Raw genomic sequence first — 20,438 nt, 5'->3', positions numbered from 1 at the left:
AGTATTACTTTTTGGGGTCTTTGCAAAAGATTAATAAGAACAAGCTATTTACTATCTGAATATTTTATTAAATTCTGAATAATAGGACAAAGCATATCGGCATATCTGACAAAACCGAGATCGGTAAAATGTATAGCATCAATAGTGGCTTCACCATCATGTCCTATCATATTGGCAGAAGGCACCAGATGAATATTGTTTTCTCCCTGACCTTTTAGCTTATCGAATAGAGCATGAAGAGCTTTATTTTTTGCTTCCACTTCTTTTGCCACTTTCCGATCGAATATCATATGTGTAAAGACCGGATCTTCAATAAACAGAATAGGCGTCGAAGAATGTTTTTCTCGTATAATTCTATAGAAATCTACTCCTTTCTCGTCCATTTGCTGCACAGAAGCATTTGGCACAAAATCGAGAATAAATGCTCCGGCATCTACTTCAGCCATTATATGAGCAATTTCCAGATCGAGAAAAGCATTCCCGCTAAATCCAAGATTGATTATTTCACGATTCAAACGACGGGATATAATATTGGTATGAGCCATACCGGGACGAGATGCACAGCCTCCTTGTAGTATGCTTGTCCCATAAAAAACTAAGGGTTTTTCTCTAACAGGATAGTCTATAAGCGGCTGAGACAAGTAGCTTATTGAATCGACACCGATAGACAAGGAAGTAATCCCGTCATAAAGAGGTAGATAAAGAAGATATTCCCTATCTATTGGTTCCATATTAGCAATAATGACAGCACTATTTTCATGCCCGAAAGGGCGGGCTACATTGACAAACCTCCATGCTCCATCCTTTAGGCTGTAAAGATCTAGTCCTTTCGTATTGACAAAAGTCATATGATCCATTACATTGTTGAACAATACGTTCCACTTTGCAGCAATTGTAGTCGAATTTGACCGAAATCTCACAGCCAGTCCGGCAGTATTTTTCCCTAGATTCCATAAAGGTTTACGCAATGTATCTTTCAGAGAATCGGGCAAACGCTCATAACGGGATTCGGTATGAACTGTTGCTTTTCCATAAAGAGGAAATTCGTCTGCATTATGATATACTATCTGAGAATTTACTTCCGGAAAATATAATAAGGCTATTAATAGTATGTACACTATATTTTTCATTATTAAACATCAATTTTTATTACACATTTGATTTCCATATATATCTACATCTTCATCGAATGGTCTTAATATACCATCTACCAATACAGCGAATGCACCTCTTGTTAGCAGCGAATCAAGATCGAACGTCCCTAAAGAATACTCTGTATATAAATTTCTTGCTTCTGATTCTACATTTGCATAAGAAACAGCCTGCTTACCATCCTGAATAATATGAAGTATCTCCAATACATCTTTCAGAAAAACATTTTTACCATCGATCTGTAATTTGTTTCGAATTGCTGGATAAAACTCCATGAGTTCATCCAGTTCCGATAGGAGTAATAAAGAATCTGCTCGTAGCCAGGTTTGGTTTTCCCATCCAATATTACGCCCTTCACCTCGAAGAATACCTGTAGAGCCTATTCGTTGATATACCGGAAAACGTTTATCATCCTTTTCTACGTCAAGATATGGTTGCAAATATCCATTGGCAGAAAGAAGTTTTTTTTGTACCTCCCGAACAGAAACAGCTTCAACTTTACATTTATTTTCTATTGCTATGGCCGCTAATACTCCCGCAGCCTGGCCAATCTGGAGAACTACAGGTTGCAGGCGCGTTGTTCCATTAACTAAATTAGATACAGAAATGGACTTTTCAGCTACAATCAATCCTTCTACATCTTCTGGTATTAATGCCCCTAAAGGAATTCCGTATGAGGGAACCGGATAGAAATAAAGATTGGGTAGCGACTCATCGCCATGATAGCGTCCATGATGATGATCTACCGGATAATCGCCTACGGCAATGTTTGTCCTGTATAATTTATATTGCTGGCTATAAGGCGCTGTTATGTAATCTAATGTGAAACGTGTTTTTCCATGTATCCTCCGCGACTCTCTGTGATATGGAATAATAGGCAACCTATTTTCTGTTGGAAATTCGTCATCAGCTAATCCAAGAGTAGTAAAGCCTAAGTCTTTCTGTAAATAATATACAAAATTCATTGTATGGTTTTTGGCCTTGTCTAAAGCATCTTTTCTCTCAGAAGACGATAATTCCAAAATATTTAGATAATAGTCGTTACCTTCGATAGGCCAATTAATCATATACTTGTTATTAGGCAATTTTCCGTATGTAATCATTTTATCTTTTGTCCACATTCGGTCAGGCTCTTTCGGAGAAATACAAAGATCATTTATACATGCACATGCAAAAAGAGTAGAATCATAAGCTTCGGGACGAGGAATAAGTACATCATGTCCATAATCTTTCAATATTGCCACATATGTGAGATCTTGTACAATGTCATTCGACAATAGAGGAGCAATACTTTCATAAGTTTCATTTTTGCTATCCATACCAATATCATATCTCACTCCGCACATTTTAGCAACATCACCCAACTCTGTCGCATCGACAAGAACAGACGCCTTTACCGTTTTAGTACTGCCATCTGTATCGAGGGTAATCTCCCACTTATCATTGATTCTACTAGCAGCAATAATAGTAGTCTTATACCAGACTTTAAGTTTATCCTGCTGAGAACACATTTTCTTAAAGATCAGATTTCCGACTGATGGTTCGAAAAGAACACTGCTAACCCATCCTGTCCTTAGAGAATCTGTATGCCCGTAATAACTGACAAGAGAATCCCTAAATTCGCCCCACAAACCTCCGGGTAATTTATGATTACCGTCGATAGCGCTAACTCCGGCTGAAGTTAACATCCCCCCAAGCCAAGTCGATTCTTCTACAATCAATGTTTCAATCCCCATTCTGGATGCCTGTATTCCAGCAGCAACCCCACTGGTTCCACCTCCCACAACCAATAGGTCGACCTCAGCATCCCAATTCTTTGAGATAGAACAACCTGAGAGAGGAAATACTGATGAGACAGCAATCATGAATAGGACAATTAGCATTGATTTTTTCATGATTATATTCCTGTTTTTCCGTTTATTTCTTCCAAAACCTTCCAACACTGATATAGTCCGCGTGGAACATGAAAACATCCTTTCCATTTTCCTCCTTTAAGAGAGAGTAATACTTCTCCCCGGCGATTAAGATACCCGTACCATTCAGGATATTCATGATCTTTAAAATGTGTCCAGGTATATTCATGAACCTTTTCAAACCACTCTAAACACTCTTTCGATCCAGTAAGACTATAGCCTTTAAGTAGAGATATAAGCGTTTCGATGTGTACCCACCACAGCTTCTGATCCCATTCTAACTGTTGAGGCGGACGTCCTAAGCGATCCATATAATAAAAAATGCCACCATATTCCTTATCCCAGCCATAATCAAGCATTTTCAATGTGTTTTTAACAGCCTTTTCTATCAAATGCGGTCTTTTGAGACGTTTTCCCAGATCCATTATAAACCACATAGCCTCAATAGCATGTCCGGGATTCATTAAGCGGCCATCGAAGGTATCGGATAGTTGTCCGTCTGTCGTTACATTTTCAACAATAAGTCCATCAAGTTCAGGACGACAAAACACATCCATAACTTCATGGATACATGTATCCATTAACTTAGCCAAACAATCTTCCGATATCAGATGCTCTACTTCGAGTCCGAGATTGCATAAGATCATAGGTAATGCAAAATTTTTCAGATCCCGGGTACCTGGGTACATTTTATTCCATTTACCTTTTGGATTATCTAATTTCGATAGGATAATATTGAACGTTTTACGGGCTATTTCTGCATATTCTTCATTTCCGGTAGCTTTGTTCAGTTGCCCGAATGCCATTGTGGCAAAGGTGTATGAAAATATATTATATGGTTCTACAAGCGGGCTACCCTTACTATCGAGAGAAAAATACCAATTGTAATTACCATCGTGTCCGTATTTTTTCAGAAATTCGCCTCCTTGTATAGCACAATCCAACCACTCCTGCCGTTTCTCCACATTGTTATACATCGAGGAAAACATCCAAACTTCGCGCCCTTGCAACCAGATGAATTTGTCCGTATCGAATACAGAGCCGTCTCTATCGAGGCAAGAAAAGTATCCTCCAAATTCTTTATCCTGAGAATTTGCGAGCCAAAAGGGCAAAACATTGTCTAGCAGCTCCGATTTGTACTGCTTCTCTAATTTTTTTAAATCCATAAGATTGTATTTTTTATAATGTATTTTTCAGATTTATGTTTCCCAGTATTTTTCTATTTCCTCCAAGGATTTACCTGTAGTCTCAGGCACCAATTTCCAGACTATAAGCATATATGGCACACACATAACGGCAAATAGAATGAAGGTTCCTTCAGGTTTCAGATTCTGCAACAACCAAGGTGTAAGCTGGCCTATGAGATATGTTCCTATCCAAAGGGAGAATCCGGCTATAGACATGGCCAAGCCTCGTACTTTGATCGGATACATTTCTGATAGCAGAACCCAGATTACAGCACAGATAGATACAGCACAGAAGAAGATATAGGCTAAAAAGAAAATTAACAACAGCACGTTAGGAATCCCCAGATCTGTTCCTTTTACAAAATAGAACGCAATAAGAAGAAGTGAAACAATCATACCCGAAACACCATAATATACAAGCTTCTTTCGCCCGATTTTGTCTATAATAAAGATAGCCAAAACAGTAGTCAGCATGTTTACGAGGCCTACAATTACCTGATAAAAAAGAGAATCATCGCCTGACAAGCCGCTACTCTCGAAAATAGAAGGTCCATAATAAAGGACTGCATTGACCCCCATAAACTGCCCAAGCATAGCAATAGCCACTCCTATGGCAACGGCTTTCTTTATGCCCGGCTTCAACAGGATACGCCAATTAGATTTGGTCTCACCTCCTATTGTATTTTTAGTTTCATTCATCTCATAGATAGCAGATTCTACAGATCCATATATATGACTCAATATAGTTTCAGCCTTTGCATCCCGTTTTTTCAGGATCAGCCATCTAGGGCTTTCAGGTATAAAAAATATGACAATAAAGAATATTAACGCAGGTATTACTGCCATACCCAACATACTACGCCAGACTTCGTTATGAAAAATATGATACAATACAGGAGTAGTCAGTTGCTCTGCTCCATTTGCAGAATAACTCAACAACGCATAATTAACAAGATATGCTCCCAAAAAGCCAACTGTAACAGCTAACTGATAGAGAGAAACAAGACGCCCTCTATATTCGGCGACTGATATTTCCGAAATATAAAGTGGAGAAATAATAGATACTACTCCTATACCAACTCCTCCTATAATTCGGGCTACAACCAGATGATCGAAATCGGAAGCCAAAGCACAACCCAGTGCAGAAACAGAAAATAGAATTGCTGCTACCAGAAGAGTTTTTTTACGGCCGAACTTGTCACTCAAAATGCCGGCACACATCACTCCTAGAATAGAACCGACAAGTGCACAACCAACATACCATCCCTGCGATAAAGCATCGAGCGAAAACTGGGCAGAAACCTGCGCTATCGTTCCCGATATAACCGCTGTATCGTATCCGAAAAGAAAGCCTCCGAGAGCTGCTACAACAGACAAAAAGCTTATATAGCTTATATTTACACCTGAATTCATTAATTGAAAGGTTATTTTATTTGAAAATATTCTTTATACCGGTCATACAAGTGCCCTGCTTGCAAGTATGCAGATTGAGGGCTCATAAAATGAGAAAACTCAAATGTTATCGCTTTATCATAACCCGCTCTTTTAGCAGCCTCTAGCTTCATTCGTAGTTTATCGAATTTGATAGGGAAAAATTTGATAGGCATATCCCGATCAAAGGTTTCTGCATTTGTCCAGCATTGAAGCCCATACTTATCGGCAAGTTTTTTATTCACTTCGAAGAATGCATCTAATTCGTCATAGTCAATTTGCCCGTCCTGAAAAGCACATGCATCAACAACACCTTTTATTCCGTCAAATATCTCACCCCATTCTTTTTCATGCTCCTGTATCGAAACCGATTCAGATTTTGTCAACTGCCCGGATGCAGCCATAACCGCTTTCTTCCCATCTATCCATGGAGATATAAATGTAGGTAACCCATTAGAAACATCTTTACACTGCTTTCCCATGGAATAAAAAGCATTTATAGCCCCCTTTGTCTTACGGCTTATTTCTCCACTGACATACCAGCCTCCAAAACTTTTATATTTTTCACCATATTTTTTCCAGACTTCATCTATCACATATTTATTATACTCTATTTCATGCGACAAGTCACCTGTATCCCAATACTCCCCTGAGTCGTAAAGCCCAAAATAAAATTTCATATTATATTTTGTAGCCAATCGAAGATACATATCTACCAAATCGACAGAAGGCATATAACAACCTTTCTTTAGGAGATATTCTGAAGGGTAGGTAATAAATTTGCGATATCCGGAACGGATCATTATAACTGTATCAATTCCAATATTCTTCATATAGCGAAAATCCAAGTCCCATTCTTTTTCGCCCCAATTCTGATGTGGTATATCATGTGATATTTCGTCAAGAAAGGTCGCCGAAATATGAAGCCCTGTCCCTTTAGGCACTATTAAATTACTATTGACAGATTCATCAATCACCAAGTCGTGCCTGCCCCCCGGTGCCCCCCCACCATATGCAGCAACCGTGGGCATTGCTACGACTGAAGCTCCGGCAATAGCGGCCTTCTTTAAGAAATTTCTACGATTATTGGTTTCCATATAGTATTTTAGTTATTAGTTACATTTACAATGTATCTTAGATATTTTTCCTTTCCGAGAACATATATCGCAATAAGGCTTCACATAAATTTTTATACCTACAATGGTAATCAGCCAACTTATTTATACATGTACCTCTTCACTTAAGGTATCAGATTTAATATAGGAGTTATGGTTATTTCTTTTCAACGGCAAATATGAAAATATATTTTTTAATAACAAAGCATTTAATAAAATATTTAATTATATAAGCCGATATTTAACATTAAAGTTACAATATGAGTTATATGTAATAAATTAATACAGAAACATATGATTATTAAATAAACAAAGAAAAATATAAAAGATAAATGCAAGCATCATTCTATCTCGAAACTAAAACACAGTCATAAAACACTATAAAACAGAATAATAGTTGATAAATAATATTATTTAGCAAACATTATTCATTAGCTTTAAGCTATAAATACTTTGACAAGTAGACAAACCAAAATCATACAAATAGCATTACTCATCAAACATTTACGACAAGACAAAACAACTAATAAAAAAAAACGCTCTATTTAATAATATTTTTACTTACATTTGTATTACTTTTTGAATAAATTTTAAAAAGTAGCATTAAATAAAAAAAACATGAATATACAGCTACTCCAAGAGATAGAAAAAGGTACAAAAAGTGCTTTAATAAAGAAAAATATTATTAATTACTATATCCAGAATGGCAGTTCTACCATCACTGAATTGTCGAAAGAGTTAGACCTAAGCGTTCCAACTGTCACTAAATTCATTGCTGAGATGTGTGAAGATGGTTATATTAACGATTATGGAAAACTGGAGACCACAGGAGGACGCTACCCTAATCTTTACGGTCTGAATCCTGAATCGGGCTACTTCATAGGTGTAGATGTAAAGCAATCTGCTATAAACATAGGGCTCATAAACTTCAAGGGAGATATGGTAGACCTCAAAATGAGTCTACCATATCAGATGCAGAATACTCCTGAAGCAATGAACAAACTATGTGAGCTGATTCTAAGCTTTATAGATAAGCAAACTGTAGACAAGAATAAGATATTAAATGTAAATGTAAATATATCGGGGCGTGTAAATCCCGAATCGGGCTATAGTTATAGTCTATTCTATTTCGAAGAAAGACCTTTAGCCGAAATATTAAGTGAAAAACTGAATGGATATAAAGTAACTATAGACAATGATACCCGTGCCATGACCTATGGAGAATATCTATCGGGCTGTGTAAATAGTGAAAAAAATATCATATTTGTAAATGTAAGTTGGGGCTTAGCTATAGGAATTATAATAGATGGGAAGGTCTATACCGGAAAATCCGGTTTTGCCGGCGAATTTGGGCATATGAAAATATATGACAACGAGATTCTATGCCATTGTGGTAAAAAGGGCTGTTTGGAAACAGAGGCATCGGGTCTGGCAATGCACCGCCGCCTTTTCGAACAGGTGCGTAATGGCGCCTCATCTCTACTATCAAAGAAAATACAAAAAGATGAGTCTGTTACATTAGACGAAATAATAGGAGCAATAAATAAAGAAGATGTGCTCTGCATAGATCTTGTGGAAGAGATAGGCCAAAAACTGGGAGAACAAATAGCAAGTCTGATTAATATATTCAACCCGGAAATGGTTATAATAGGAGGAACTGTATCAATGACCGAAGATTATATTATGCAACCCATAAAAACGGCCATACGCAAGTACTCTTTAAATCTGGTAAATAAAGACTCAACAATAGCTATTTCGAAACTAAAAGATAAAGCCGGGGTAGTTGGCGCCTGCCTGTTGGCACGTACTCGCTTATTCGAAATATATTAACTTATAAACCTCCTGCATACTCAAAAAATTCAAGACATGTCAAAAAAAGAAAGTACCAACCTAAATAGTAGTACTTTCCTTTTCTTAAATACATTATATACTAATAATATTAAAGATATTGTTCTAACAAGCTCTCTATCTTTTCCCCTGATGATGGTAGCGGTGCATAAGCATCTATAATTGTAAAATCGGGAGCAATGAGTAGAAAACGAGGAATAAATTTCAACTTCCATCCTTTCTTTAATGCTTCATTATCTATAGAAATAAATTCAGGCAAATGAGACTCCTTTTTTTCTAAAAACTTAAGCCATGATTTCTTCTCCGTATCGGTAGAAACTGCTAAAAACACAATATTTTTATCCTTGTATTTCTCTGCCAAACTATGGAAATACGGTGATTCTTTGATACATGGACCACACCATGTAGCCCATAGATCTACATAGATCGCTTTCCCTTTATATGAGCTCAATAGGACCTCTTTACCATCTGGTGTTGCCAATTTTAAGTCTGTTGCAACATGCCCTTTACTTAGAATATCAACAGAATTTCTTTTTTTCTGTAATTCATCACGGACATCTCCCGCAGGCAACTGCGCTAAATAGCTATCTATATTACTCAGATCTTGCTCTGTAAACTTACGGTCGAGAATATCAGCATATTCCGAAGCTTGAAACAGAGTTTTTATACGAGGTTTGAGCTCTATTGTCTGCTTATATATGCTATCATCATATACTTTCGACAACACATCACGTACCACTGCCACGTCCATATATTTATCCTCGTTTATAGATTGAAGCAGAGGGGTTATAATAGGAAGGAGTGATGTTTTGAAGGCTACTTGATTACCATCATCTTTAAACTTGTCGCCACCATTATAATAAAATAAATATGACTGATAACTATTAATTACATCGGCTGTAATACGGGCTTGCTCCAGATCCTTGAATGCAGGCGAAGCTTCTTTTACATTGGCTAATTCTACTCTACGGAGAGTAGCCAAAGAATCTATTTTGAATTTTATGGCATCAAAGCCAAATGATAAGTTGACTCGACCTATATTTCCTAAAAATGAGCCACCTTTAGGAAATAATCTTTTTTTCATGTACGTGTTTAATTCTTGACTTGTACCTTCAAATACAGCATCAAGATTAGAACTGGTAAGATTAGCCTTCAGATTGTCTCCCGGAGATAAATAAATGGTATTTCTTCTCAGCCTAAAGAAAGAAGGACGATCGAGAGGAAACGTAAGGCTAAAATTGCCTGCCGAATCCACATCCAACATCTGATCACGACTTGTTCCGAGTAAGTTGAGATCATTATCATAAGTCATATCAACTTTCTTTCCGGCCATATCAGAAATTGTACCATATATAGTTGCTGTACTTTGAGCTGCGGCAGTAATTGAGACAAAACTCAATACGACTAAACATATATTTTTCATAATCAAACTAATATATCTAAAAAAGATTAATACTTATTTTGTTCAATCTCTCCATGGCTCGCATTTATTTCTACCTGATTGATAGGCAAGGCATATAACGAACTTCCCACAGGAATTGTATATGTAATCGGTGTATTTACATCTACACCCGAAAGACCTATCTTGAAGAATTCACGGGTCATAACCACATCGTCTTCTTTCGTATCAGTCACACTAAAACGTCTGACATCATACATTCTGAAAGCAAAAGGAAGTTCTCTACGACGTTCTGCCAATACAATTTTGAGAGCTTCACTTTGGTTTGCAGCAGACAGAGGGGTGTATGTGCCTGCCTTGTAACGCTTAATTCTTAGATCATCAAGAGTTTTCAGCCCTGTTTGCCAATTTCCTGTACGAATCTGCGATTCAGCCTTTATCAATACTACTTCTGCGGTAGTAAGACCAGATATTGCATATCTTCCATCACTGAAAAAGTTGTAACGATAAGCTTCGTACGGAACACTAAATCTTCTGTTTCCATGCTCAACGTACAATAAATCGAAACGTAAATCATTTTGATGATCGTAAAGATCAACCAACTCTTTTGATGGCAAAAACCATTGAGAACGGTCATTTGCTAAGCGAGGATATATCCATTCTTGCCAGAAAAGAAATTTTGCAGCTCCCCAGTCATGTGTCTCACTATAATATAAGGTTTGAGCAGGTAAATTGCCTGTAGCCGGATATGAAATAGGATTAGACCATCCTAATGTATTATAGTCTAGCAAGTCGGGGGCATCTGTAACAGCATTAGTAGCATACTCCAATGCTTTATCATACCTATTCTGATAAAGATATAAACGTGCACGAAAAGAATCCACTGTGTTTTTAGATACCCGCCAAGGTAATTTAGGATCAACCTTTATTATCTTCGTTTGTGCTGCGACAGCCAAATCAGCGTCTATCAGATTATAAATTTCCTGCTGTGAAACTCTTTTTAAGGACTCTTCAAAGTCTATTCCTAACTTCTTGGGTACACCCAATGAGCTAAGATTAGCATCACTATATGGGAGCGAATAAGTATTTATGAGCACCCAGTAAGAATAGGCTCTCAGGAAATGAGCATTTACACGCACAGTTTCTCTATCATCATTCGATCCTGAGACTTTGTCTATATTATTTATTATAAGATTGGCTCTGTAAATATTAGAATATAAGCCAGACCACAATCCGTCTGTAGCCTGTGAAGATATTCCGTCAAAATAATTTGTAAGATAAAACATTCGATCTATAGAGAAGCTATTAGGCGAAGATTTATAGAGTTCTCTCGACACCTCATTATCATCGCTTCCTGCAGGAATATTATTACTTGTCTCATAAGCAAGAGTGGGTATATTATCTATCAAGGCAAGAAGTTGACTTACACTTTCTACAGGCGCATTAGTTGATGTAGATGGTGTTTTATCTAAAAAATCACCGCATGACGAAGCTAAGACAAAAAATGCAGATATTAGTATATATTTTAGATGTTTCATATTCGTATATTTTAAAAACTAAGATTTGCACCAAAAGTTATTGTTGTACTAGGTTTTTCTTTTCCGGGCAACCATTCCGGGTCATAGCCATATTTGTTGGCTGTATATATAAGTCCCAAGTCCCGAGCCTGAGCAAATACTTTAGCATTCTTTATCCATAGTTTCTGAAGAAGAGCTTTTGGTATATCATATTCGAGGCTAACCTCTTTGAGACGAATAAAGGATGCGTCTTCTACATAATATTCAAGGTTAGGTACATACCTGTCCCATCTATAAAAACCGGTTTCTCCTGCCAAAGGTAGTGTCGGGCGCAACGAACCATCACTTTCATAAAAGTCTTTTATATATCTGTTCAAAGTAAGCTTGTTACCTCCAATAGCAGGCACAGCTCCCAGAGTTGGCGCACGAAATACACCACCAAAATTACCGGTGAAGAAAGCATATAGAGAAAACCCTTTATAAGAAATTTTGTTAGTCCAACCAAAAGTATGGGGAGACACGGTGGTTCCACTATAATTTAATATAGACAATCCCAAAGTACGATTGTGTAAAGCAAGATCATTCATAGAGTTCTTTGCTCCATCGACACCATATACATAAGGAACGCCATCTTCTGTTCCTGCATACTGGTACGAATGAATACTACCAACAGGACGTCCTTCTACAAAAGTAGTAGATTCGACAAGCTCATAAGCATATAATGATGGATTATACAGTTTGGTAATTTCATTCTTATTGTATGCGTAGATTACAGTGGATGATATACCGAGATCTATTTGTGGAATTTTTAGATTTGCAGTCAGTTCTAGTTCTACTCCTCTGTTCAGTATTTCAGCATTATTTATCTTTTGAGAAGTAGTACCATGGGCAGAGGCAATAGATACCAATCCGATGACATCTTTACTCTTACGATTATAATATTCGATTTTACCCGATAAGAATTTGAAAAGGCCAAAATCGACACCCATATTTGTCGCATAAGTTTTTTCCCATCTTAATTTAGGATTTCCAAGACTACTAACACTGGCAACCACAGTATTTGTAATACTAGAGACTGTACTACCCATTGAGATTAATGTTTGGGGAGATGTACTTTTCTCCGCATTACCATTAATACCATATGTTACCCGGGGACTAAGACGATCTATCCATGAGATATTCTTCAAGAAGTTTTCTCGTTTAGCATTCCATTTTCCTCCTACCGACCACATTGGTGACCACCTGAGAGAAGCATCTTCCGATACAAAATTAGAACCATCGGCCCGTATACTAAAAGAGGCATTGTACTTTCCATCATATGTATAGCCGGCATTACCATAATAAGATAAATAGCGATCTACACGACTAGAAAAGGCTGTAGCACCTCCTGCAATACTGGCTGTAGCACCCGTAAAATCCTTAAAAGGATCTAAAGATCCGCCATAACCATAAGGAGGTACTGTAGTAGTATTTCTTTCTTTATCATATCCATATACATATGGATAAGTTGTTCCCTCAAGAGTGTATTCACTCACTTCGAGACCTCCGACAACAGATATATCATGTACTTTAAAAAATGATTTATCAAAATTTATCTGATTTCTAAACACATAGTTATAGTACTTACTTTTGCTCGGACGTTCAATTCCTCCTTTCGGTATTCTAGAGACTCCTACAACTTTTGTTGCAGAATTATACTCTGTCATAGTATTTACTAAATTCCTTACATAATAAGTATCTGCACTGTCAAAATTCTTTGTATCAGAAACACTTGACTCATACTGAACTCGTGTATCGTAAGTAAGTCCATCTATCAATTTGATATTTAAACCTCCTTGCACTCTATATTTTAGCTCTTCTGTTTTGTAATCACGTCCTCTGACCTCTTGCAAAACATTATATGACCAATCATCATAAGGAAATTTATCTAAAGGGAGTTGAGATTGCTCATATCTATTAAAAGTCAAAATATTAGGAGCATAAGTTCCATCTTCATTTAATAATAATTCGTATGGAGAAAGAGAAGATAACTCACTCAATGCAACTCCACTATTATCAGTGTCTTTCTTTTGTAAATTAGCAGAAAAATATACTGTAACTGCAGGCGACAGACGATATGTATTATTGAAATTAACCAGATATCGGTCATAGCCTCTCTTTATCGTATTCTCGTCTCTCTTTTCGTACATCAACGATAAATAGCTGGTACTTCGTTCATTTCCGCCCGACACACTTACGTTATATTGTTGTACTGCTTGCGTCTGCAAAAGGTAATCTTCGATTTGTCCTGTATTGTTTGTATTACGCAATCTCTCAAGACCTGCATTCATATCTGCTTCGGACAACCCTAAGTATTTATTTGCATAATATAATTCCTGAGCAAGAGTTAAACCTTTCCTTATATTACCAAACGATGGACTGTATTCTCCTGAAAGTATCCATCCGTTTTTTAGGGCATCCAATTCATAATTGACTTGAGTACGGCTATCAGCTAAAGCCCATGTATCATCCAAGTTAGGTTTTGTTGCAAACCTATAAAAACCTTGAACATCTATTTTCAATTTATCTTTAGTTCCCTTTTTAGTTGTGATAACGATAACCCCATTGGCCGACCTTGCTCCCCAAATAGATGCTGCGGCAGCATCTTTGAGAATAGTAACGCTCTCTACATCATTAGGATTAATAGAGTTGAATGAACCCTGAATGGGAAATCCGTCTACAACTAATAATGGAGCTTTGTCTGCATAGAGGGTACTAGCCCCTCTGATAACAAAACTCACACTTCCATCAAGACTCTCAGTAGCCTTCATTCCAGGTACCAATCCTTGCAAGGCAGAAGATATGTCGGAAGAAGGGCGAGCGGCAAGGAGTTCAGATCCTACTCTATCAAATGATCCTGTAGCTCGTTCTCTCGACAGTGTTTGGTAACCTGTAACCACAACCTCCTCCAGCAATTTAGAATCTACTCCAAGAACAACATCAATAGTTCGCTGACTATCTATCTTATACTCCGAAGGTTTAAACCCTGTGTACGAAAATATTAGAGTCTCGCCGGGAGCTACATCAATACGATATTTTCCGTTTTCATCCGTTATTGTACCATTCGTGGACAGTTTCACTGTAACAGACACCCCGATAAGAGCTTCTCCGCTCTCATCTGTTACAGTTCCCGAAATAGAACGTTTGATTTGCTGGATCTCCGATACCTGAAGCAAATCTTGCTCCTTCAGAGAATTTGCAGCCACATCTATAGGGAAAGAAACCAAATAACCTAACCCTAATATTAAACTTATTTTTAAGTAAAATTCTCTTTTCATTGTATTCATTTAAAAAATTCAACTAAAATCGAAATCCCATTTAATTATTTATTATCAAGATATTTACCTAATGCCTCCTTCAAAGCATCTCCTCGTAAATTTTTAGCAATAATTTTTCCGGATGTATCTAATAAATAATTTGTTGGGATAGAAGACACAGCATAATTCTGTGCCACTTCATTTTTCCAACCTTTAAGATCCGATACTTGCGCCCACGCTAAACCATCTGCCTCTATAGCTTTGAGCCAATCTTCCTTTTTATCATCAAGAGATACGCCCAATATAGTGAATCCTTTATCTTTATATTCATTAAAAGCCTTTACAACATGTGGATTCTCATGTCTACACGGACCACACCATGAAGCCCAAAAGTCGATAAGCACATATTTACCTTTATAGTCCGACAGTTTTATAGGATTTCCATTTACATCATTCTGACTAAAATCAGGAGACTGCTGCCCTATAGATGTAGATTTCCAAATGGTAATCTTCTTTGAGAAATCTTGTCCGAGATAAGAATCTTTTACGTCTTTCGAGAATAATTGAAACAAAGAGTCAGCTTCGTTTGCATCAGGATCATAACCTATACGTGTACGAAACAAAGCATCTAATGCAAAAAAGGAATCGTAATGTAATTCTGAAAATTTTTGAGCTAAAAGCTTTTCCTCATTTCTCAGAGAATCAAATTTATTCTTGTACAACGTTTTTACATCCTCTGTCTTATCAGTATCATTTAAACCATAATACTGAGAGTACAGCAATTTTCTTTTATCAGTGAGCACCTTAGAAAAATCTACCCATTCTTTTTTAAGCTCATTTGATTTTGTCCCTGATACTATAGCATTTTTTATAGAATCAGTACCTTCTATTGTTATAAGACCTTTTTCTACATATACATCCTGATAGTCGCGAACATCTCTACTCAAGCCTGCTTTATTTTCATGGTTAACAAAAATAGTTGCTCTAAAAGGGCTTATATAGTCACTCTTGAATTCGAAAGCACCTTGATTAATATAAGTTGAATCAATTTTAATAGAATCACCAAGCATATAACGCATATATATTTTAGTAGAATCTTTTACTTCTGATAATTTTGCACTAACAACATACGTGTCAATCTTCTCCTTGCAGGCCGACATTAAGATGATGCCTACCAAAATAAATACAGTTCTTTTCATGTGATATAATTTGAAATAAATTAGAAATAAACTCGTTACCATTAGTTCTAAAAAAGTGCAGACATTGCTTGAGGAAAACAATACCTGAAAACTATAAAGATTAATCTAAAGTATATTCGATAAGGAATAACACCCATTAACACTTAGCTTTTCCGTTTTTTAGATCTTTTCACAAAAGTACGAACTATACATACTTTCATTCAATACCATAAGAATGGTATTTTTACATCTCTATCACACGATTCTCTAGACAACTATAACAAAATGATAAAAAAAGCAGCCCCAAACTGACTTTCAGTTCGGAGCTGCTTTTTGCTGTATATAGTTATGTACTATTCCTAAGATAATTTATCCTGATAACCAGACGTTAACGATATTATTTCGCTATGAAGTTTATTGTTTGAAGCTACAATATAATGATTGTCACAAAAACCGGCATTTCCGGCAAAATCGGAAACTTTACCTCCAGCCTCCTGAACGATTAAAGCTCCGGCGGCAAAATCCCAAAGCTTTAAAAAAGCCTCAGCCCACATATCGTATCGCCCTATTGCGACAAAACATAGAGCCATTGCAGCAGAGCCGCAAAACCTCACACTAGACACTTTCCCATAAAGGCTATCAAGCAGATGGTTTATCACCGGTTTATACGTTTTATCGTTGTAAGGCAAATCTAATCCGGCGAATGCTTTGTTCATCTGAAAAGTATCGGACACGCTGATTCGCTTGCCATTCATATATGCTCCACCATCTTTCCATGCATAAAAGCATTCGTCGCGACAAACCTCATAGACAACTCCGATAAGAAATTCTCCTTTGTTCATCAGAGCAATACTCACACAGTATGGAGCATAATCCTGAATATAATTTGTAGTACCGTCCAAAGGATCTATTACCCAGTAATAGTCTTCCTGCGCATAATCGGCAGTTCCTTCTTCTGTTATAAACCCGGCTTGAGGTAATATTTCAGCAAGTTTCTTTACTAATATTTTCTCTGTTTCTTTATCTACATAGGAGACATAATCGTGAGAGTTTTTCTCCTCTATTTTATTTTTATCGAAAATAAGTCTTTCTCTTTTAAGAAATGCCCCTCCTTCGATTGCGACCTTACAAACCTCAGATGTAATATTTTTCAAATCCATATTATTATATTCATTAAATATATTTTTATTCTATGCTTGACGTTTCGAGATGTTTAAAATCATTTCTTTAAGATCCGAACGGCTAACCTTTCCTGTTTCGGTCAGAGGGATAGCTTCTATTTCAATTACCTTTTTAGGCAGATAGTAAGCAGGTATCTTACCGTTTAACATCTTTATATCAAATTTGTTTTCTACGACTAAGACAAGTATTTCTCCAAACTTAACATCCGGCAAAGAAGATATTGCAAAAGGAGCTGATATAAATGGCTTCAGCAACATTTCCACTTCTTCTATCTGAATTTTTACACCTCCGCTATTAACTACATTGTCTCTGCGACCGATAATGCGGAAACTCCCGTCTTTCTCTATTTCGGCCACATCATTTGTGTATAACTTCTCGGCCGACACTAAGGGTGCATCTATAATCAGAGTATTATCTTCGGACAAAGATAAAGCCACACCATCAAGAGGAATATAATTTTCAGTTATATCATCGCCATTCAATTTTCGGAGAGCAATATGAGACAAAGTCTCAGTCATTCCGTACGAAGAATAAACATTATTGGGGAAAAGCTTCAGTTCTGCCACAAGCATAGGATCAATAGCTCCGCCTCCTATCAGCAGATTTTTCACATTACGAAGTCTTTCTTTTTCAACGCCTGACTGCAAACTGTTATAGACTTGCATCGGAATCATTGCCGCAAAGTCGAAAGATGTATTTGTTTCTTTTAGAGGATTTCCATTAGGTGTAATTAAATACAGATCGAGCCCTGCCACTAATGCTCTTACAACCATCATTTTTCCGGCAATATAATCTAAAGACATACAAAGCAGAGCCTTATCTCCTTGTTCGAGACCAAGAAAAGAACATGTAAGCTTAGCACTTTGCATCATACGTTCTTTTTCTACGAGTATATCTTTTGGGGTTCCTGTAGATCCTGATGTTTTTACTTGCAAAAATGGAGATCGGGAAAACCAATCTTTGAGAAAGAGATACAACTGATAGTGAAAGTCCGATTTCAGGGCAAAAGTAGGAATACCTTTACTCTTAAAACTATCGGGTAAATAAACTCCACCATCAATAGTTACTGTTTGTCTTTTTATATAAAGCTGATACATAATCAAATAATAATGCTGATCAATAGTTTTACTTTCTTTTAAACAGCTATGCGACCAGTTTCAGTAGAATATAATTTTAACTAAAACCTGACAAAGTTGTACACTTTTCTTTTGTTTTTCTCAATTGTCATTATTCCCCCCCCTTGGCTTTGCCTAAGCCTCCACTTCGAGGCTGTTGGAGGAGATCATATATAGATAAATATTTTAATCTCAACTACGAATTAACATAATTAAATGATATCTGAAACGGAGAATTCTTTTTCTGTAGAATTATACCATAAACAATCACCTTTTATTTGCAAAGGCATATCCACATTATTAGTATAAAGAGCACCCGTACCAAGTCCTTGAGGCAGCGTATTGCCAAAAGTAGCACACCACTGAGCAATCGCATTCAGACCTATGTTAGACTCCAAAGCAGATGTTATCCACCAACTGATATTCATAGATTCTGCCAAGGCTATCCATTCGTTACACCCATTAATACCTCCATGCAACGTCGGTTTAAGGATAATATATTGCGGCTTTATCGAAACAAGCAGTTGCTTTTTATCTTCTTTACTGTTTACCCCTATAAGCTCCTCGTCAAGAGCTATAGGAAGAGGTGTTAATCTTGTTAATTCAGCCATTACTCCCCACTGTCCTGCACGTATAGGCTGTTCTATAGAATGTAAGTGAAGTTCTGAAAGCCGCCTTAATTTTACCAAAGCATCGGATGGAGAAAAAGCTCCATTAGCATCTACACGAAGAGTAATCTTATCTGCACTATAATGCTTGCGGATATATTGTAACAACTCCAATTCTTTTTCGAAGTCAATAGCCCCTATTTTCAGTTTAATACAACGAAAGCCTTGTTGCATCTTAGCTTCTATTTGTTCGAGCATATAACTATAATCGCCCATCCAGATCAATCCATTGATAGGTATTCCTCTTTCTCCTCTCGAAAAAGGAGTATCCCACAATTTTGAACCGCTTTGATCCAAATGGCGCAAAGCTGTTTCCAATCCAAACAGAATAGACGGATATGGCCGTAAAGCTTCAATATCCAAATATCCTTCAGTTTCAAGCTTCGCACAAAAACACATTAAATCCTGCTCATACTCATCATGATAATCAGGGCTCAAATCATGCAAAGGAGCACACTCTCCTATTCCCCATTTCTCAGGTTCAGAAACAGAGGATACAACCACATACCATACTTTATGGTCGTAATATACTCCTCTTGAAGTTCCTGCCGGACGCTTAAAGTGAAGAGTATAGGGAATTATTTGAGTTTTAAACTTCATTTACTTAACATCAAGGAAATTTAGGATATTTCTTAAAGTCTGGTTTACGTTTCTCCAAAAACGCATGCTTTCCTTCCTGAGCCTCGTCTGTCAGATAATAAAGCAATGTCGCATTTCCCGCAAGTTCCTGTATTCCGGCTTGCCCATCAAGTTCGGCATTCAATCCCATCTTTACCATACGCAATGCCATCGGACTATGCTGCATCATTTCGTGAGCCCATTTCACAGTTTCATCTTCAAGCTGTTCGAATGGAACGACTGTGTTGACAAGTCCCATTTCCAGAGCTTCCTGCGCTGAGTATTGGCGACAAAGGAACCATATTTCCCGTGCTTTCTTTTGTCCTACTATTCGAGCTAGATAAGACGAACCAAAGCCGGCATCGAAGCTTCCCACTCTAGGGCCTGTCTGTCCGAAGATAGCATTATCTGATGCTATAGACAAATCACAGACTACTTGCAACACATGACCTCCACCTATGGCATAACCGTTTACCATAGCTATAATAGGCTTAGGGAGCGAGCGGATTTGTTTTTGTACTTCGAGCACTTGCAGACGGGGGACACCATCTTTACCAATATATCCTCCTTTGCCTTTTACATTCTGGTCTCCTCCGGCGCAAAAAGCTTTATCGCCTGCTCCGGTAAGTACTACAACATAAATATCCTGATTCTCGTGACAAATACGCAGAGCATCGCTTATCTCCATCGTGGTAGTAGGAGTAAAAGCATTGCGATAACGTGGACGATTAATAGTTATACGCCCGATACCTTCAAAATAGTCGAATAGAATTTCTTCATATTCCTTAATGGTCTCCCATTGTCTAACTGCCATATCTT

The 20,438-nt window shown here is 37.2% G+C and carries 14 protein-coding genes; 1 reads left to right on the top strand and 13 read right to left on the bottom strand.

The window, feature by feature from the left end:
* Nucleotides 1-44: 44 nt before the first annotated feature.
* The 5 genes from BGC7_RS07470 to BGC7_RS07450 are packed head-to-tail and all read right to left on the bottom strand — an operon-like array spanning nt 45 to nt 6,780.
* On the bottom strand, nt 45-1,130 hold the full coding sequence (locus tag BGC7_RS07470) for an SGNH/GDSL hydrolase family protein (protein ID WP_050700928.1): 1,086 nt from the start codon (nt 1,128-1,130) through the stop codon (nt 45-47).
* 9 nt (nt 1,131-1,139) lie between these two features.
* Nucleotides 1,140-3,047 carry an FAD-dependent oxidoreductase gene (locus BGC7_RS07465; RefSeq protein WP_050700927.1) on the bottom strand — a complete coding sequence of 636 codons (1,908 nt, stop codon included), beginning with the start codon at nt 3,045-3,047 and terminating at the stop codon, nt 1,140-1,142.
* A 2-nt stretch (nt 3,048-3,049) separates the two neighbouring features.
* Nucleotides 3,050-4,231, bottom strand: coding sequence for a n-acyl-d-glucosamine 2-epimerase (locus BGC7_RS07460; RefSeq protein WP_082206535.1), 1,182 nt, complete (start codon nt 4,229-4,231; stop codon nt 3,050-3,052).
* A gap of 33 nt (nt 4,232-4,264) precedes the next feature.
* Nucleotides 4,265-5,665, bottom strand: coding sequence for a sugar porter family MFS transporter (locus tag BGC7_RS07455; protein WP_050700925.1), 1,401 nt, complete (start codon nt 5,663-5,665; stop codon nt 4,265-4,267).
* An 11-nt stretch (nt 5,666-5,676) separates the two neighbouring features.
* On the bottom strand, nt 5,677-6,780 hold the full coding sequence (locus tag BGC7_RS07450) for a DUF4434 domain-containing protein (RefSeq protein WP_050700924.1): 1,104 nt from the start codon (nt 6,778-6,780) through the stop codon (nt 5,677-5,679).
* Between the two features lie 636 nt (nt 6,781-7,416).
* On the opposite strand from BGC7_RS07450, the gene BGC7_RS07445 reads away from it, so the two are divergent.
* Entirely contained in the window at nt 7,417-8,628 is a 1,212-nt protein-coding gene (locus BGC7_RS07445) for an ROK family transcriptional regulator (protein ID WP_050700923.1), read from the top strand.
* A gap of 109 nt (nt 8,629-8,737) precedes the next feature.
* On the opposite strand, the gene BGC7_RS07440 is transcribed toward BGC7_RS07445, so the two are convergent.
* The 8 genes from BGC7_RS07440 to menB all read right to left on the bottom strand — a co-directional run bounded on the left by BGC7_RS07440 (nt 8,738) and on the right by menB (nt 20,433).
* The gene (locus BGC7_RS07440; RefSeq protein WP_050700922.1) at nt 8,738-10,069 is read right to left on the bottom strand and encodes a TlpA family protein disulfide reductase; all 1,332 of its coding nucleotides are present in this window, start codon (nt 10,067-10,069) and stop codon (nt 8,738-8,740) included.
* A 26-nt stretch (nt 10,070-10,095) separates the two neighbouring features.
* Entirely contained in the window at nt 10,096-11,583 is a 1,488-nt protein-coding gene (locus BGC7_RS07435) for a RagB/SusD family nutrient uptake outer membrane protein (RefSeq protein WP_082206532.1), read from the bottom strand.
* 11 nt (nt 11,584-11,594) lie between these two features.
* A complete protein-coding gene (locus tag BGC7_RS07430; RefSeq protein WP_242034428.1) occupies nt 11,595-14,879 on the bottom strand; it encodes a SusC/RagA family TonB-linked outer membrane protein in 3,285 nt (1,094 codons plus the stop codon).
* A 44-nt stretch (nt 14,880-14,923) separates the two neighbouring features.
* Nucleotides 14,924-16,057, bottom strand: coding sequence for a TlpA disulfide reductase family protein (locus tag BGC7_RS07425; protein ID WP_185112957.1), 1,134 nt, complete (start codon nt 16,055-16,057; stop codon nt 14,924-14,926).
* A gap of 338 nt (nt 16,058-16,395) precedes the next feature.
* Nucleotides 16,396-17,196 (bottom strand): inositol monophosphatase family protein, encoded by an 801-nt coding sequence (locus BGC7_RS07420; protein WP_050700919.1) that lies wholly within the window; start codon nt 17,194-17,196, stop codon nt 16,396-16,398.
* A gap of 30 nt (nt 17,197-17,226) precedes the next feature.
* Nucleotides 17,227-18,315, bottom strand: coding sequence for an AMP-binding protein (locus tag BGC7_RS07415; RefSeq protein WP_050700918.1), 1,089 nt, complete (start codon nt 18,313-18,315; stop codon nt 17,227-17,229).
* 230 nt (nt 18,316-18,545) lie between these two features.
* Nucleotides 18,546-19,601 (bottom strand): o-succinylbenzoate synthase, encoded by a 1,056-nt coding sequence (locus BGC7_RS07410; RefSeq protein WP_050700917.1) that lies wholly within the window; start codon nt 19,599-19,601, stop codon nt 18,546-18,548.
* Between the two features lie 10 nt (nt 19,602-19,611).
* The gene (gene menB, locus BGC7_RS07405; protein WP_050700916.1) at nt 19,612-20,433 is read right to left on the bottom strand and encodes a 1,4-dihydroxy-2-naphthoyl-CoA synthase; all 822 of its coding nucleotides are present in this window, start codon (nt 20,431-20,433) and stop codon (nt 19,612-19,614) included.
* Nucleotides 20,434-20,438: the final 5 nt, after the last annotated feature.

This window comes from Dysgonomonas sp. BGC7 (assembly GCF_001261735.1).
GTDB lineage: Bacteria > Bacteroidota > Bacteroidia > Bacteroidales > Dysgonomonadaceae > Dysgonomonas.
The sequence above is the reverse complement of the archived record's forward strand: the minus strand, read 5'-3'. Positions and strand labels throughout refer to the sequence as shown.

Excerpts from the sequence above, each read along its gene's own strand:
- BGC7_RS07435 (WP_082206532.1), bottom strand. The coding sequence starts at position 11,583 with ATGAAACATCTAAAATATATACTAATATCTGCATTTTTTGTCTTAGCT.
- BGC7_RS07415 (WP_050700918.1), bottom strand. The coding sequence starts at position 18,315 with ATGTATCAGCTTTATATAAAAAGACAAACAGTAACTATTGATGGTGGA.
- BGC7_RS07450 (WP_050700924.1), bottom strand. The coding sequence starts at position 6,780 with ATGGAAACCAATAATCGTAGAAATTTCTTAAAGAAGGCCGCTATTGCC.
- BGC7_RS07420 (WP_050700919.1), bottom strand. The coding sequence starts at position 17,196 with ATGGATTTGAAAAATATTACATCTGAGGTTTGTAAGGTCGCAATCGAA.
- BGC7_RS07430 (WP_242034428.1), bottom strand. The coding sequence starts at position 14,879 with ATGAAAAGAGAATTTTACTTAAAAATAAGTTTAATATTAGGGTTAGGT.
- BGC7_RS07440 (WP_050700922.1), bottom strand. The coding sequence starts at position 10,069 with ATGAAAAATATATGTTTAGTCGTATTGAGTTTTGTCTCAATTACTGCC.
- BGC7_RS07425 (WP_185112957.1), bottom strand. The coding sequence starts at position 16,057 with ATGAAAAGAACTGTATTTATTTTGGTAGGCATCATCTTAATGTCGGCC.
- menB (WP_050700916.1), bottom strand. The coding sequence starts at position 20,433 with ATGGCAGTTAGACAATGGGAGACCATTAAGGAATATGAAGAAATTCTA.
- BGC7_RS07470 (WP_050700928.1), bottom strand. The coding sequence starts at position 1,130 with ATGAAAAATATAGTGTACATACTATTAATAGCCTTATTATATTTTCCG.
- BGC7_RS07455 (WP_050700925.1), bottom strand. The coding sequence starts at position 5,665 with ATGAATTCAGGTGTAAATATAAGCTATATAAGCTTTTTGTCTGTTGTA.
- BGC7_RS07460 (WP_082206535.1), bottom strand. The coding sequence starts at position 4,231 with ATGGATTTAAAAAAATTAGAGAAGCAGTACAAATCGGAGCTGCTAGAC.
- BGC7_RS07410 (WP_050700917.1), bottom strand. The coding sequence starts at position 19,601 with ATGAAGTTTAAAACTCAAATAATTCCCTATACTCTTCACTTTAAGCGT.
- BGC7_RS07465 (WP_050700927.1), bottom strand. The coding sequence starts at position 3,047 with ATGAAAAAATCAATGCTAATTGTCCTATTCATGATTGCTGTCTCATCA.
- BGC7_RS07445 (WP_050700923.1), top strand. The coding sequence starts at position 7,417 with ATGAATATACAGCTACTCCAAGAGATAGAAAAAGGTACAAAAAGTGCT.